Source organism: Corallococcus sp. CA047B (assembly GCF_003612065.1).
GTDB lineage: Bacteria > Myxococcota > Myxococcia > Myxococcales > Myxococcaceae > Corallococcus > Corallococcus praedator.
Genome location: NZ_RAWD01000236.1, coordinates 1 through 15572, shown reverse-complemented (window position 1 = coordinate 15572; position 15572 = coordinate 1). Strand labels below are relative to the sequence as shown.

Annotated in this window: 10 protein-coding genes and 1 tRNA gene; 9 read left to right on the top strand and 2 right to left on the bottom strand. The window is 69.7% G+C overall.

The annotated features are described in order from the left end of the window. Window positions 1–152 precede the first annotated feature (152 nt). From D7X74_RS29370 to D7X74_RS29335, 8 genes are all read left to right on the top strand, one after another. Window positions 153–1421 (top strand): hypothetical protein, encoded by a 1269-nt coding sequence (locus D7X74_RS29370; RefSeq protein WP_120536317.1) that lies wholly within the window; start codon window positions 153–155, stop codon window positions 1419–1421. A 136-nt stretch (window positions 1422–1557) separates the two neighbouring features. Continuing rightward, window positions 1558–3702, top strand: a complete 2145-nt coding sequence (gene glgX, locus D7X74_RS29365) for a glycogen debranching protein GlgX (protein WP_120536316.1) — start codon at window positions 1558–1560, stop codon at window positions 3700–3702. A 60-nt stretch (window positions 3703–3762) separates the two neighbouring features. Continuing rightward, the gene (locus D7X74_RS29360) at window positions 3763–4407 is read left to right on the top strand and encodes a class I SAM-dependent methyltransferase (RefSeq protein WP_120536315.1); all 645 of its coding nucleotides are present in this window, start codon (window positions 3763–3765) and stop codon (window positions 4405–4407) included. Between the two features lie 243 nt (window positions 4408–4650). Then, a tRNA-OTHER gene (locus D7X74_RS29355) sits at window positions 4651–4719 on the top strand. A gap of 290 nt (window positions 4720–5009) precedes the next feature. Next, a complete protein-coding gene (locus tag D7X74_RS29350) occupies window positions 5010–6134 on the top strand; it encodes a slipin family protein (protein ID WP_120536314.1) in 1125 nt (374 codons plus the stop codon). A 173-nt stretch (window positions 6135–6307) separates the two neighbouring features. After that, window positions 6308–6937, top strand: a complete 630-nt coding sequence (locus D7X74_RS29345) for a glutathione S-transferase family protein (protein WP_120536313.1) — start codon at window positions 6308–6310, stop codon at window positions 6935–6937. Between the two features lie 171 nt (window positions 6938–7108). Next, entirely contained in the window at window positions 7109–9625 is a 2517-nt protein-coding gene (locus tag D7X74_RS29340; protein WP_158622312.1) for a VIT domain-containing protein, read from the top strand. Between the two features lie 98 nt (window positions 9626–9723). Further along, window positions 9724–11541, top strand: coding sequence for an acyl-CoA dehydrogenase (locus D7X74_RS29335; protein ID WP_120536311.1), 1818 nt, complete (start codon window positions 9724–9726; stop codon window positions 11539–11541). Window positions 11542–11614: 73 nt separating this feature from the next. Here D7X74_RS29335 and D7X74_RS29330 read toward each other — a convergent pair whose 3' ends face one another. Then, window positions 11615–12544 (bottom strand): hypothetical protein, encoded by a 930-nt coding sequence (locus D7X74_RS29330; protein ID WP_147446717.1) that lies wholly within the window; start codon window positions 12542–12544, stop codon window positions 11615–11617. A gap of 252 nt (window positions 12545–12796) precedes the next feature. On the opposite strand from D7X74_RS29330, the gene D7X74_RS29325 reads away from it, so the two are divergent. Next, window positions 12797–14452, top strand: a complete 1656-nt coding sequence (locus D7X74_RS29325; RefSeq protein WP_120536309.1) for a hypothetical protein — start codon at window positions 12797–12799, stop codon at window positions 14450–14452. Window positions 14453–14458: 6 nt separating this feature from the next. Here the strand turns inward: D7X74_RS29325 and D7X74_RS29320 are convergent. Further along, window positions 14459–15572 (bottom strand): hypothetical protein (locus D7X74_RS29320; RefSeq protein ID WP_233602307.1); only part of this gene is annotated, 1114 nt, incomplete at its 5' end.

Here is a 15572-nt window from a genome sequence, read left to right as displayed (position 1 = left end):
CGCTCCGACAGGTGCGTCCAGGGCGGACACTGCCCTCCGGCCGTGAGCATCCCAGGATGACAGGGAGGCGCGAGAGGCTTATCCAAGGAGGTCCTGGCACCGGTCCCGACACGGTTTTCACGCCCACCACCCGAACCGAAGGCGCACGACGCATGAAGCTGTTGCTGGCAGGCCGACGAGGAGCAAGCGACCCGCTGCCCGCCCCCCCCGAGGCGCCGCAGGCTTGGCTCGAACGGGTGGAGGGCTGGGTCCAGCGGACCGTGGGGGACATGCTGGAGTCCTCGCGCATCGAGGAAGGCCCCCAGGCGGCCCCCGTGCTGCGCCTGCGTCTGCATCCGGCCGCGGGCGAGGTGTCGCTGCTGGCCGCCACGCAGGAGCGCATCGTCGTCTCCGCGGAGACCAGCGCCGTGGGCCCCGGCTACCACCTGTTCCTGTGCGACCTGCTCAAGTCCCTGGGCGACGCGCACGGCGTCAGTTGGGCGCCGCCCGACGAGGACCTGGGCGTGGGCGATGCGACGGGCTACTTCCACACGGGCGATGCCGGCCCGGTGGAGGGGCACATGCTGACGTGGTTGCAGCAGTCGGTGGGGCAGGTGGTGCTCATGCGCAGCATGGGCAACTCCGGCTTCGCGCTGTCCATGCGCTTCGGCCACACCTTCCAGCACCCGGGCGCGCTGCTTACGCCCATGGGCCCCCGCGACGAGAAATGGCTGCGCGCGGTGATGGACGACCCGCGCCAGGGCACGGACGTTTTCCCCTGGTGGACGCCCGGCCTGGACGCGCGCGTGCGCTTCAACCGCGCGCTGTGCCGCCTGTGGACGGACATCGTCTGGCGCGCGCCCCTCCTGGAGGAAGAGCGCCAGCGCCTGCGCGACGTGGCCCGGCTGCTGGAGCAGGCATGGCGCGAGGACCCCACGCTCCCCTACCCGTGGCGCGAGTGGCAGGAGGTGCTCGGCTACCTGGGCGTGGGCGGGACGCTGGCGGAAGAGGTCCACCGCCACGCCCTGGAGTCGCCCGGCACCGGGCCCTCCATTGGCTACCGGCGGGGCTCCGTGCAGGTGGCGCTTCCCGAGGGGTGGGAGATCCGCATCCCCGGCTCCCTGGTCGAAACGCGCCTGGGCGATGGGAGCTGGGTGGCCCGGGACCACCGCCGCACCGTGCGCGTGCTGCCCCTGGAGGACTCGGCGGAGGAGCAATTGGCGCCCACCAGTCCGGAGCGGCGTGCCCTGGAGCTGGAGCACCACGGGGCCCGCGTCAGCGGCCGCGCGTCGCTCCACGTCGAGCCCGGGGACTGCCGGCTGACGGCCCTGTGCCGCTCCGGCACCCGCCGCGCCCTGTGCGTCGTCAGCTTCGATGATCCAGACGAGCAGGACTGGGCCCTGGGCACCTGGCGCTCGCTGGACCATGCCGTCGCGGCTTGAAAATCAGGCATTTGCGCCCCAAACCACCCGATGAATCGCTCTCGGGTGGACAGTCGGCATGTCCAGACGTCTTGCCGCACCGCGCGGTCGCACCCAGATTCCGCCGGCAGTTTCCCCACGGAATCGAGCGATACCCATGAGCAGCAAGCGGGAGATCTGGCCGGGCAAGCCCTGGCCGCGCGGCGCGACCTTCGACGGTTCGGGAACCAACTTCGCGGTGTACTCGCAGGTGGCCACCCGGGTGGAAGTCTGCCTGTTCGACAAGGCGGACCCGACGAAGGAGCTGGAGCGCTTCGACCTGCCCGTGAGCACGGAGTTCGTCTGGCACGGCTACGTGCCGGAGCTGGAGCCCGGAACGCTGTACGGCCTGCGCGTGCACGGCCCCTACGAGCCGGAGAAGGGCCACCGCTGCAACCCGCACAAGCTGCTGGTGGACCCCTACGCGAAGGCGCTGCACGGCGAGGTGGACTGGAAGCAGCCGGTGTTCGGCTACCCCCTGGACCATCCGAAGAAGGACCTGATGCGCGACGAGCGCGACAGCGCCGCCGGCATGCCCAAGGGCGTGGTGGTGAGCGACTTCTTCGACTGGGGCAATGACCGGCGCCTGGACATCCCCTGGCGCAAGACGGTCATCTACGAAGCGCACGTGCGCGGCCTCACGATGAAGCACCCGGGCGTGCCGGAGCATCAGCGCGGCACGTACGCGGGCCTGGGCTCGCCGGCCATCATCGAGCACCTGCAGAAGCTGGGTGTCACGTCGGTGGAGCTGCTGCCGGTGTTCGAGTTCGCGGACGACTCGTTCCTCAACGACAAGGGCCTGTCGAACTACTGGGGCTACAGCACGCTGAACTACTTCTCGCCCGAGCAGCGCTACGCGAGCCGCAAGACGCCGGGCGGCGCGGTGGCGGAGTTCAAGTCGATGGTGAAGTCGCTGCACGCGGCGGGCATCGAGGTCATCCTCGACGTCGTGTACAACCACACGTGCGAGGGCAACCACCTGGGGCCCACGCTGTCGTTCAAGGGCATCGACAACGCGTCGTACTACTGGACGATGCCGGAGGCGCGGCACTACCTGGACTTCACCGGGTGCGGCAACAGCATCAACACCTCCAACCCGCAGACGGCGCGCTTCGTGGTGGACTCGCTGCGCTACTGGGTGGAGGAGATGCACGTGGACGGGTTCCGCTTCGACCTGGCCACGGTGATGGGGCGCGTGGGCAAGGGCGGCTACGACCCGAACGCGCCCATCTTCCAGATCATCAACCAGGACCCGGTGCTCAGCCGCGTGAAGCTCATCGCGGAGCCGTGGGACGTGGGCATGGGCGGCTACCAGGTGGGCGGCTTCCCGTCGCCGTGGCACGAGTGGAACGGCAAGTACCGGGACGCGCTGCGCAAGTACTGGAAGGGCGACGAGAACCAGGCGTCGGAGGTGGGCTACCGGCTCACGGGCAGCGCGGACCTGTTCGCGGCGGCGCGCCGGCGTCCCCAGGCGAGCATCAACTTCGTCACCGCGCACGACGGCTTCACGCTGCACGACCTGGTGACGTACAGCTCCAAGCACAACGAGGCCAACGGCGAGCACAACCGCGACGGCGCGGATGACAACCAGGCGTGGAACTGCGGCGTGGAGGGAGAGACGGACGACAAGGACATCATCTCCCTGCGCGAGCGCCAGAAGCGAAACCTCCTGGCATCGCTCTTCATGTCCAACGGCGTGCCCATGATTGTCGCGGGCGACGAGATGGGCCGCACGCAGAAGGGCAACAACAACGCCTACTGCCAGGACAACGAGCTGTCGTGGGTGGACTGGAACCTGGATTCGACCAAGCAGGACATGCTCGCGTTCACGCGCAAGCTGATCCACTTCCGCCACGGGCAGCCGGTGTTGCAGCGCCGCCGCTTCTTCCAGGGCGAGCACCTGTGGGACTCCGAGCACAAGGACCTGGCGTGGTTCCGTCCGGATGGCACGGAGATGGGGCCGGAGGACTGGCAGAAGCCCTTCGTGCGGTCGCTGGCGTACCTGCTGGGTGGCGACGCCATCCCCACGCCGGACGAGCGCGGGCAGCGCGTCAGCGGGGACTCCCTGCTCGTGCTGCTCAACGCGCACCACGACACGGTGGCCTTCACGGTGCCGCCGGTGGGTGAAGGCGGCAAGTGGATGCTGGAGCTGTACACGGCGGACGACAAGCGCGGCGACGAGGAGATGAAGCCGGGCAGGTTCGACATGGCCGGGCGGTCGCTCGCGGTGTTCCGCAAGAGCGGGGGCAACACCTCGCTGTGATACCGTGCGACGGTGCGCGGCAGGGTGGATGAAGCGGACGGCGGAGCACCCGGGTCTGAGATGAGGCCCGGCGGATCCACCGTCGCGAGGGTGTACGGGGAGATCGCCTCCGCCTACGAGGTGCTCTACCCCGCGCTGCACCGCTACGGCGACCGCGTGGAGCGCTTCCTCGCGGAAGCCGTGGCCCCGGGGATGCGCGTGCTGGACGTGGGCTGCGGGCCGGGGCTCCACACGCGCGGCCTGGACGCGTCCGTGGACGTGGTGGGCCTGGACTTCGCGCCGGAGATGCTGGCGCTGGCGAAGCGTTCACGGCCTTCGGGCACGTGGCGCGTGCACAGCTACCTGGAGCCTGTGCCGGCGGAGCTGGGCCACTTCGACGTGGCGCTGGTGATTGGGTGCCTGGACTTCTGTGACGACCTGCCGCGCGTGCTGGGACACCTGGGCCGGGCGCTGAAGCCCGGGGGCCGGATGCTGTTCACGGTGCTGGAGCGGAGGCCGGGGTTGGAGGCGCACGAGCACGCCACGCGGACGGTGGGCACGGCGGACTCGGAGGTGACGCTGCACCTGTGGTCCTCCGAGGAGACGGTGCGCGCGCTGGAGGCCGCGGGCCTGCGGGTGGGGGGCTACGTGCATGCGCCCGGCTGGGAGATTCTCGCGGAGGAGCGCGTGATGTGGTTCGGCTGGTGGGACGTGACGCGGGGCTGAGCTTCGTTCGCGTGGGCGTGTCAGGTTTATTGGGTGCCCGCGTCTGGTGCTCCCGTCGGCGCTTCAGGGGGTGCACGGGGCTGGCCCGAGGCTTCCGGTTCCAGGCAGCGGCGCTCTGCGTCGGGGCACGGGTTTCGGACGTACTTCAAGGCCATCGCTTCCGCGCATTCCCCCACCATCGAAGGTCGACCGGTCGCGCGCTGCCGACAGGCGTGCATGAACGTCCCTTGCACGGACATCACCCGAACTAGCTCACTGGTAGAGCACGAGAATCCAATCTCGGTGTCGAAGGTTCGATTCCTTCGTTCGCTGGGGACCCCGTCGTTTCGCTGGTGTCAGCGCGGGTCCACCGCGTCCTCCATCTCCTCGTCGCAGCCTGGTCGGTCACCAGGGCCTCTGGAGGCTTCCGTGCAGCTCGCGGAACGCTCTGGTCGCCGTCCGTGACCGGCATCCGGTGCGAACGCGCGGACGGCGGGATGCGGACGGGACGGTCTGTCCGCGGGAAGCGCCCGTGAGCGGCGGGGTCTCTTTTTCTCGTTCGGATCCTTTCTTCTTTTTCGCAGCACCCTCCCCTTCGCGGGAGGCAACAGGGGTGGCGTGTCATGAGCATCGGTCGGGTGGAAGTGGCGCAGAACGAGCGGCTGTTCGTCGTGGTGAACGGGCGGGCGGAGCAGTACCTGGGGCCGGGTCGGCACTGGGTGGTGCGTCCCTTCCAGCACGTCCGCTTCGAGCGCGTTTCGGTTGAGCAGCCGCTGATCCGCCTGGACGAGGCGAAGCTCGCGTTGGTGCCGGAGAAGGACCTCCAGGTGGTGGAGCTGGGCGCGGACGAGCGTGCCATCCTCTTCCATCACGGCCAGCCGGTGCAGTGGCTGAAGCGGGGTCAGCACCAGGTGTGGACGGCGCAGCGGCTGCCCGGTCGTACCGGTCGGCCTGAGACGCCGACGGTGCGGGTGGAGCGCGTGGACGTGTCCGGGGTGGTGACGTCACCGCCGAGCGACGAGGTGCGCGCGCTCATCCCTTCCACCGACTACACGGAGGCCACCGCTCCGGAAGGCAGCGTGGCGCTGCGGTACGTGGACGGCGTGCTGGACGCCGTCCTGCCTCCGGGCCGTCACGCGGCGTGGACGGTGGTGCACAAGGTGCAGTTCGCGGTCATCGACCTGCGCGAGCGGCTGCTCCACGTCACCGGCCAGGAGGTGATGACGAAGGACCGCGTGTCGCTGCGGCTCAACCTGTCCGCGGCGTTCCGGGTGGCGGATGCGCGCCGGCTGTCGGTGGTGTCGCGGGCGCCGGACGACGTGCTGTACCTGGCGATGCAGCTGGCGTCGCGGGAGGCGGTGGCCACGCGGACGCTGGATGAGTTGCTGGCGTCGCGAGAGGCGGTGGCGGAGTCGCTGTTCGCGCAGGTGAAGGCGGGGGCGGAGAACGTGGGCCTGGAGCTGCTGCGCTTCGGCATCAAGGACGTGGTGCTGCCGGGTGAGATGAAGGAGCTGCTCAACCGGGTCATCCAGGCGCAGAAGGAAGCGGAGGCCAACGTCATCATGCGCCGCGAGGAGACGGCGGCCACACGGTCCATGGCGCAGACGGCGAAGGTGCTGGCGGAGAACCCGCTCCTGGTGCGGCTCAAGGAGCTGGAGGCGTACAAGGACCTCGCGTCCAAGGTGGGTCAGGTCCACCTGGTGCTGGGCGAGGGCGCGGTGCCCACGCTCCAGCTCAAGTCCAGCTGAGACACCTGGGAGCACGGTGGAGGCCCTCGGACCGGAAGCACGGGTCCGGGGGCCTTCGTGCGTTCGGAGGCGCTGAACAAATCGTACGCGCCAGACAATACCTGACATTCCCCTGTCACAACGGGCGGGCAAGGTTCTTCCCATCCAACCCGATGCGGTCCAGGAGGACTGTCATGAAGCTCTACTTCCATCCCTTGTCCGGAAACTCGCGCCGCGTGCTGCTCGTGGCCGCCCACCTCGACGTGCCCCTCGAGCGCATCGTGGTCGACCTGCCCAAGGGCGAACAGCGCGGGGCTCCGCACCTGAAGCTCAACCCCAATGGGCGCGTCCCCGTCCTCGATGACGACGGTTTCCTGCTCTGGGAGTCGCGCGCCATCATGCAGTACCTGACCGAGAAGACCCCGGGGCAGACCCTGCTCCCCACGGATGCGCATGGCCGCGCTGACGTGAGCCGCTGGCTCTTCTGGTGCGCGGCCCACATGGCCCCGGCGAACACCATCCTCGTCTTCGAGAACTTCGTGAAGGCCCAGACGGGCCGCGGGCCGGCGGATCCCGCCGAGGTCGCGCGGGGAGAGGCGCTCGTCGCGCAGAACGCGCAGCTCCTGGACGCGCACCTGAAGGACAGGACGTGGGTCGCGCAGGATCGCCTGACGCTCGCGGACTTCTCCCTGGCCGCGTCGTTCGCCCTCGCCGGTCCGGCGCGCCTGCCGATTTCGGACTACGCGAACCTCCGGGCCTGGCTCGGGCGCGTGCAGGAACTGGAGGCGTGGAAGCGCACCGCGCCGTCCTTGCCTCGCGGCTGACGCCAAGGGTGCGGACCTCACGGGGTGTGGCCGCACGGCCACGGTGATGCTCGCGAAGTGTCTCCGAGCGGCCCACACGCCCCGTCCTTCCGAGGGGTTTCCAGGGCACGGGACGTTGGCCCACGGGCTGCAATGTCCCTCCGGCACACCCTGAAACCCAAGGTCCCGTCCATGCGAGTCACGCTCGCCACGCTCTTCGTCTGTCTGCTGGCCCTTCCGGCCTTCGCCCAAACCCCGTGCCCTCCTCCGGTGGCCCCCGTCAGCAAGGGCGCCGTATCCCAGGGCACGCTCGTGGCGCTGCTGCGTCAGCAGGCCGAGGACACCGGGTGCCCGGACACCGCGCCCCTCACCTTCAGCCTCAAGCACACGGAGGTGGACGCGGAGGTCAGCGGCTTCCTCGCCTCCGTCACCGTGACGCAGGTGTTCGAGAACCCCTACGCCTCGCCGCTCGAAGCGCTCTACGTCTTCCCGCTGCCGGAGCTGGCCGCGGTGGACGGCATGGAGCTGCACATCGGCGCTCGCGTCATCCAGGGCGTCATCCAGACCCGTGAGCAGGCCCGCGACACCTACGAGCGCGCCAAGGCCGAGGGCAAGACGGCCGCGCTGCTCGACCAGGAGCGCCCCAACGTCTTCACCCAGTCCGTCGCCAACATCCTCCCCGGTGAGACCCTCCGCGTGCGGATCCACTACGTGGAGCGCCTCACCTACGACGCGGGCACCTACCGCTTCACCTTCCCCATGGTCGTCGGCCCTCGCTACATCGGCGGCGATGAACTGGCCACGCGCCAGGGCGAAGGCACCGCGCCGGACACCACCACCGTCCCCGACGCCAGCCGCATCACGCCCCCCGTGCTCCCGCCCGACGTGCGCAGCGGCCATGACATCCAGCTCACCGTGCGCCTGGACGCGGGCCTTCCCGTGCACTCGCTGCGCTCCACCTCCCACCGCGTGGACGTGAAGCGGGAGCGCCAGTCCCGCGCCACCGTCAGCCTGGGCCGCGACGACCGCATCCCCAACAAGGACTTCACGCTGGAGTACGTCGTCGCCGACGCGCTCATCCGCCCCGCCGTCCTCGTGCACCGCGACCCCGGCGCGGACCACGGCTACTTCATGGTGATGCTCAACCCGCAGCTCGCCCCCTCCGAGAAGGAGATCGTCCCCCGCGAGCTGTACATGGTCCTGGACACGTCCTGCTCGCAGTCCGGCCTCGCGATTGAAAAGTCCAAGGCCATCACGAAGGAGGTGCTCAACCACCTGATGCCGGAGGACACCTTCCAGGTCCTCAACTTCGACACGCAGGTGACGAAGTTCGCGCCTGGCGCCGTCCCCGCCACGCCGGAGAACATCCAGAGCGCCCTGCCCTACGTCGCAAGCTTCTGGGGCGGTGGCGGCACCGACGTGCGCATCGCCGCGCAAGAAGCCATGGTGCCCGCCAACGACCCGGCCCGCCTGCGCATGGTGCTCTTCATGACCGACGGCCTCATCGGCGGGGACGACGCGGTGCTGGGCACGCTCCAGTCCCACCTGCGCGAGGAGACGCGCATCTTCGCCGCGGGCGTGGGCAACGGCGTGAACCGCTACCTCATCGCGAAGATGGGCGAGCTGGGCCGGGGCGCCTCCACCTTCGTCAACCTCAACCGCCCCGAGGAAGAAGTGGCCCGCGAGTTCGAGCAGCGCATGCGCGGCCCCGTCCTCACGTCTCTGGTCGTGGACACCGAGGGCCTGCCCGTCACCGACGTGTACCCGAAGTCCGTGCCGGACCTCTTCGCCGGCCAGCCGCTGTTCCTCGTGGGCAAGTTCACCGGCACCGGGGACGGCCTGCTGCGCATCTCCGGCCGCGTGCGCGGTCAGCTCCGCCACTTCGACGTGCCCGTGCACTTCCCGGAGGTCGCCCCGGAGCACGACGCCCTCAAGAGCCTCTGGGCCCGCCAGCGCATCGAGGAGCTCACCGTGCAGGGCTACCGCGGCGAGACGCCCGACATCGTTCAGGGCATCACGAACACCGCGCTCGAGTACCACCTGATGAGCCGCTTCACGTCCTTCGTCGCGGTGGAGCAGGTGGCGCGCACCAACCCCGACGGTGAGACGGTGAAGGAGCTGGTCCCCGTGCAGCTCCCCGACGGCATGGTGTCCGGTTCGCTCAGCCGCGAGGAGATTCCCCCCGGCGACCCCATCATCTCCGTGCGCGCCCCGCGCGATGCCCGCCGCGTCACGGCCTACTTCCCCTTCGGCCTCGTGAAGCCGCTCACGTTCGACGCGGTGTCCGGTGCCTGGCGCGGCCGGTTCCTCGTGCCGCTGGGCGTCGCGGACGGCTACTACACGGTGTTCCTCATCACGGAGCTGGCGGATGGAACCGTGCAGCGCAGCGAAGTGCGCTACCGCCTGGACTCCAAGGGCAACGACTTCGAGGTCGCCTTCTCCCAGCGGGAGCTGGCCCCCGGGGACACCCTGACGCTGGACGTGGACGCGGTGGAGGCCACGAAGGAGGTCAGCGTGTACGGCGAGCTGTTCGGCGAGGAGCAGCAGCAGCTCACGTCGGAGGACGGCCTGCGCTTCACCACGTCACTCGTCGTCCCGGAGGGCACCCCGGCCGGAACGTATGAGCTGGTGTTCGTCGCCCGCGACGCCGCCGGCAACCGCTTCGAGCGCCGTGAGACGCTGCGCGTCATCCACTCGCGGCGCGACTGACCCCTGAATCAATCTCGGTTACCCTCACGGTCCCGTCCGTGCCCGCGCCGAGTCCTGGCGCGGGCCTGTTTTCAGCGCCGACCGTGAGGAGTCCGCCGATGTCGTCGTCGTCCCTGCACTACACGCCCAACCTCCGCGATATTGAGTTCAACCTCTTCGAGTTCCTCGACATCGGCCATACGTCGCTGGGCAAGGCGCCCTTCGGGGACCTGGACGAGGCGACGGCCCGGCAGACGCTGGAGGCCTTCTCCAAGCTGTGCACGGAGGAGCTGGCGAAGAGCTTCGATGAGTCCGAGCACAACCCGCCGCAGTTGATCAACGGCGAGGTGAAGCTGCCCCCCGGCCTCAAGGCGGCGATGGGCTCCTTCTATGACGCGGGCATGCACCTGCTGGAGCAGCCCCCGCACCTGGGCGGCATGGGCGCGCCGCCGTCGCTGGGCTGGGCCGCGTTCGAGCTGCTGCTGGGCAGCAATCCGTCGCTGGCGTTCTTCACGCTGGGCAACCTGCTGGTGCGCATCATCGAACGGCTGGGCACGGAGTCGCAGAAGAAGCGCTTCCTGGCGAAGATGATGGAGCGCAACTGGAGCGGCTCCATGGTGCTCACCGAGCCCGACGCCGGCAGCGACGTGGGCGCCGCGCGCACGAAGGCCCGGCACGTGGACGGCGACCTGTGGGAGATCGAAGGCGTCAAGCGCTTCATCACCAACGGCGAGTCGGACATCGCGGAGAACATCATCCACATGGTGCTGGCGCGTCCGGAAGGCGCCGCGCCGGGCACCAAGGGCCTGTCGCTGTTCGTCGTGCCCAAGTACTGGGTGAACGAGGACGGCAGCATGGGTGAGCACAACAACGTCGTGTGCACCAAGCTGGAGAAGAAGATGGGCCTGAAGGGGTCCGTCACGTGCGAGCTGACGTTCGGCGACGGCAAGCCCACGCGCGGCCTGCTGCTGGGCGAGGTGCACGACGGCATCCGGCAGATGTTCCACATCATCGAGAACGCGCGCATGGCGGTGGGCCTCAAGTCCATGGCCGCGCTGTCCGCGGGCTACTTCCGCGCGCTGTCGTTCGCGAAGGACCGCGTGCAGGGCAGCGACCTGGCGAAGGCGCGCGACAAGTCCGCGCCGCGCGTCACCATCCTCCAGCACCCGGACGTGCGCCGCATGCTGATGGCGCAGAAGGCGCACGCGGAGGGCATGCGCGCGCTGTGTCTGTTCACCGCGTCCGCGCAGGACCAGGTGGAGATCCAGGGCGGTCACCGCTCCACCGCCGCGGGTGAAGCGGACGTGCTCAACGACATGCTGCTGCCGCTGGTGAAGGGCTACTGCTCGGAGAAGGCGTACGAGCTGCTGTCGCTGTCGCTCCAGGTGCACGGCGGTTCGGGCTACCTGACGGACTACCCGGTGGAGCAGTACATCCGGGACCAGAAGATCGACTCGCTCTACGAGGGCACCACGCACATCCAGGCGTTGGACCTGCTGATGCGCAAGGTCGCTCGCGATGGCGGCGCGACGCTCCAGGGCCTGCTGTCTCGCATCCGTGAGACGGCCGAGGGTGAAGAGGGCGGCCCGGAGCTGAAGACCGAGCGCGCCGCGCTGGGCGAGGCGTTGGGGCAGTTGGAGACGATGCTCGGCACGCTGATGGGCAAGCTGGGCGAGTCCGTCTACCACGTGGGCTTCCAGGGCAACCGCGTGCTGGCCGCCGTGGCGGAGGTCGTCATCGGCTGGCTGCTGGTGCGCCACGCCGCCGTCGCGCTGGACCGGATGAAGTCCAACCCCGGCGACAAGGCGTTCTACGGCGGCAAGGTGGCCAGCGCCCGCTGGTTCTGCCACGAGGTGCTGCCCGGCATCGCCCACGCCGCTCGCATGGTGGAGAACGGCAACCTGGACCTGATGGACGTGCCGGAAGAGTCTTTCTAGTCCTCCTCCCGGATGGGGCCCGAAGGTCGGTAGCGACACGTCCTTCGGGCCTTCGGAGCGGTGAGGGCCCGGGTCAAGGTTCCAGGTCGGCGACAGAGAAGGTGTAGTCGCCAATGCCGTTGCTGAAGAGGATCGCCGAGGCGACGAACAGCTCGACCGTATGACGGCCTTCCTGCATCCCCCGGAGGTCGAACGTGTCGTCCCTCTTGCTGATTTCGTACATCTCCGACTGATACAGCAGCTCGCCCCCGGGGCCGCGCACCCGCATGCCGCATTTGCTGGTGGCACCGCCGCAACTCAGCCGGTAGGCGCGGCCCGCGACGGCGTCCAGCGCGAAGACGTCGAGATCGCCGTAGGGCTCGATGCTCCCCGAGACGGTGGTGCCGACGGGCACCAGGGTGGCTTCCGTGAGGGTGTTCGCGAAGTCGTCCGGCCCCCGGTCCAGCAGCGAGTATTTGTAGGAAGGGTGGAAAGTAGAGCTGCTGGGGTAGCGCTCCACGCGGGCGTACACGGTGCCCCCCTGCGTGGCGAGCACGCCCGACTGGTAGGACGAGACACTCCCCGTGCCCACCGAGCCCGGCAACTCCAGCCCGTCCGCGCCGAGGAGCGTGACCCTGCAGCTCGGGGTGTAGCCAGCCATCAATCCATGGCAGGTGAATCGGTAGATGCGTCCGGCCGTGACGTGGAACGAGAACAGGTCCACGTCGTCAGGGTTGTCCAGGTTCGCGGCCACCGATTGGAAGGGCTCCATGGGCTCCACGGGCGTCGCGGCCTCGATGGAATCCCCATGGTCATCCCCCTCGCGCACGTTCCGCTTGCAGGACATGCCCGCCGGGACGTAGCCCTGGGGACAACTGCACGCGACCTGTTCGGAGGACGGCACGCACTGGCCCGGACCGCAGTCGACGTCCTCGCACGGGTCCGGCTGCGGGGCTTCGGCGCTACAAGCGCAGAGGACGGCGAACGCGAGTGCCTTCGCCAGGGAAGAAACAGAACGCAACATGCAGTGGACTCCAGCGGAGGCCCGGCCCCAATTCCCCCCGCGCGAATGTAGTCCGCGAAAGGGCCACAGGGCCAACAGGCCCGCGCCCTGAAAGCCGCGCGCGGAAGCATTCCAAGCACTGCCGCCCCGGGCCGGCTTCCGCTGGCCTGGGGCCGCACGGGTGTGGTCGTCGGGAGACACACCTGGAGGCCACCGCCTGGGGATGGAGGGGCGGTGGGGCTGGCCCGGGGTTCGCATTGAGGGTCGGGCGTGATGCTCACCGCCCTCACTGCCCTGGCCCTCGCGGCCACCGTCACCAACACCGAGACCGTGCACGACGTGGAGCCCTTTGGCGGCCACGTCGTCGCGTGCACCGAAGGCGGCCTGGAGGTGTTCACGCCCGCCGGCCGCTCCGTGCGCGTGCTCACCGTCGAGGATGGCCTTCCCAGCCACTTCTGCCGCGCGCTGGAGTCCACGGGCGACCGGCTCTTCGTGGCCACTGATGAGGGACTCGTGTCGCTGGACACGCGCTTCCAGGTGACGCCCGTGATGGACGTGCGCTGGCAGGCGCTGCCCGCCGCCGAGGACGCGAGCACGCCGGACTATGTGAGCCGGTTGGAGTCGCTGGCCGCCGTGCTGGCTCCGGGCGCCACGTACACCGCGTTCTCGCCCCGGTTCGCCGGCACCGCCGAGGGCCGCCTGTTCGAGCTGGGCACTTCGCGCGCGTGGGCACTGCCCGGTCCGGTGCGCTTCCTCTCCGACACACGCGATGGCGTGGACGTGGGCACGAGCGAAGGCGCGTTCTCCATCGACTCGGGTGGGCGCCTCGCGGCGGTGGGCTCCGTGCCCACGGGACCCTTGTCGTTCACCGTCACGAAGCACGGCGTGCGCATCGTGGGGAGTCACGGCGACGTGCGCGCCTGGGGCGCCTCCGAGGAAGCAGCGAGCGTTCCCGCGGGCGCCACCGTGTTGAACGGTGACTGGGTGGGCACGCACGCTTCGGGGGTCTTCCTTCGCGAGGCGAAGGGCTGGCGCCGCGTCACGCCCACCGGGCAGCTCTGCGGCAATCACATCACCGCGCTCGCTCGGCATCAGGGCCGGCTCGTCGTGGGCACGTTCGACCGGGGTGCTTGCTGGCAGCGCGATGACGGCCGGTGGCAGACCGTCCGCACGCCCGCGCTTCCCAGCAACCAGGTGCTGGGCATCACCAGCGATGGACAGAACCTCTACGTCGCCACCACGTATGGCCTGGGCTTCCACGATGGGAAGACCTGGACGCAGGTGGCCTACGGCGGCCGCAACCCCGTGGCCCTCGGGAAGCTGTCCGTGCTCGGTGCGTCACGGGTGCTCGACGGGGTGGCGCTCGCGGATGGACGCGGACTGTCCGTGGTCACCCCGGGCAGCTCACCCCTGTCGCTGGTGAAGCGATTGCCCCTGCCTGAAGGCTGGAGCGAACACCCCTCCGTCGCGGAAGGCTCCGGCCGCTTCCTGTGGATGGGCAGCGAGGACCGGGGCCTGCTGCGCTGGGACGGCGAGCGCTGGCAGCGCTTCCACGACGGCCGCGACCTCACCGACAACTGGGTGACCGCGCTGTCCACCGACGCGCAAGGACGCGCCATCGCGGGCACCTGCCAGGACGGCTTCAGCTACTTCGACGGCGCGAAGTGGACGCGCGTGCGCACCGCGTCCGGCCTGCCCTCCCCCGCCATCGTCTCCACCGCGCTCGTGCCCGGTGGAGCGCTGGTGGGCACGCTGCTCGGCGCGTCGTACTTCGATGCGGGCACGGGCGCCGTGCACGCCCTGCCCCGGCTGGCGGATCCGCGCGTGTACGCGGTGCTCCCGGAAGGCGACTCCGCCTTCTTCGGCACCGAGGGCGGCCTGTCGCGCTCCACCTGGAAGCCCGCGTCCACCGCCGTCAGTCAGCGCTGATGCCCCCTACGCCGGCTTCGGAGGCGGTGCGCGCGCCGCCAGCTCGCGCTCCACGTACAGCCGCAGGATGTGCATGAAGTCCTGCGCGTTGGTCACCACGCCGAACGCCTGGTGCGTGCCCCGGTCCTTCAGCTTGCTCACCACGAACTCGGAGGAGTCCACGCAGATGGTGGGCAGCTCGCGCAGGCTGCCGTCCTTCTCCGCCACGAACGCCGGCAACATGTTCCCCGTCGCGATGGCGTGCAGCGCCGTGGCGATGAGCACCGCCATCGTCGCCTTCACCGCGTGCCGGCGCATCGCGTCCTGCGCCGCCAGGTTGTCCGTCACCACGTCCGGCAACGGGCCGTCATCCCGGATGGACCCCGTCAGCACGAAGGGCACCTTGTGCACCACGCACGCATGCATGATGCCGTTGGTGATGATGCCCGCCTCCACCGCCTTCGCGATGGAGCCCGCCTGCCGCACCCGGTTGATGGCCCGCATGTGCAGCCCGTGCCCGCCGGACGTCGCCTCGCCCGCGCCACTCATCCCCAGCGTGGTGCCGAAGATGGACGCCTCGATGTCGTGCACCGCCACCGCGTTGCCCGCCAAGAGCGCCCCCACGAAGCCGTTCACCACGAACCACGTCATGTCCGCGCGCGCCCGCGAGTGCACCAGCGCCGGCCCCGTCACCCAGATGGGATAGCCGCCCCGCTCGCGCTCCTCCACCAACAGCCGCGCCATGTGCGCGTAGTCGATGGGCTTCTCGCGCGACACCTCGCTCGTCATGAACTTGAACTCGCCGTCCCCGCCCTCCGCCAGGTACGCCATGTTCACGTACACGCCCTCGCGGCCGTCCTCCGCGCGCCCCACCACCACGCGCTCGCCCGCCTTCACCCGCCGGCCCTCGCGCACCCACAGCTCCCCTTGCGCATCCAACACCAGCGCCCCGTCCATGCGCGGCTCGCGCGGCATCCGCCACCGCCCGTCCACCCGCACGTACGTGGGCAGGTTCGTCGTGGTGAAGAAGCCCTCGGGCAGCACGCCGTCCGCGGGCGCCGGCGTGAAGCGCGCGTCCGGGAAGTCGCCAAACCGCGCCGCCGTGAAGTCGGGATGAGCAATGGTCGTCACCCCGCCACCA

Coding starts and splice junctions, on each gene's coding strand:
- D7X74_RS29335 (WP_120536311.1), top strand. CDS start 9,724: ATGTCGTCGTCGTCCCTGCACTACACGCCCAACCTCCGCGATATTGAG.
- D7X74_RS29360 (WP_120536315.1), top strand. CDS start 3,763: ATGAGGCCCGGCGGATCCACCGTCGCGAGGGTGTACGGGGAGATCGCC.
- D7X74_RS29350 (WP_120536314.1), top strand. CDS start 5,010: ATGAGCATCGGTCGGGTGGAAGTGGCGCAGAACGAGCGGCTGTTCGTC.
- D7X74_RS29370 (WP_120536317.1), top strand. CDS start 153: ATGAAGCTGTTGCTGGCAGGCCGACGAGGAGCAAGCGACCCGCTGCCC.
- D7X74_RS29325 (WP_120536309.1), top strand. CDS start 12,797: ATGCTCACCGCCCTCACTGCCCTGGCCCTCGCGGCCACCGTCACCAAC.
- glgX (WP_120536316.1), top strand. CDS start 1,558: ATGAGCAGCAAGCGGGAGATCTGGCCGGGCAAGCCCTGGCCGCGCGGC.
- D7X74_RS29330 (WP_147446717.1), bottom strand. CDS start 12,544: ATGTTGCGTTCTGTTTCTTCCCTGGCGAAGGCACTCGCGTTCGCCGTC.
- D7X74_RS29340 (WP_158622312.1), top strand. CDS start 7,109: ATGCGAGTCACGCTCGCCACGCTCTTCGTCTGTCTGCTGGCCCTTCCG.
- D7X74_RS29345 (WP_120536313.1), top strand. CDS start 6,308: ATGAAGCTCTACTTCCATCCCTTGTCCGGAAACTCGCGCCGCGTGCTG.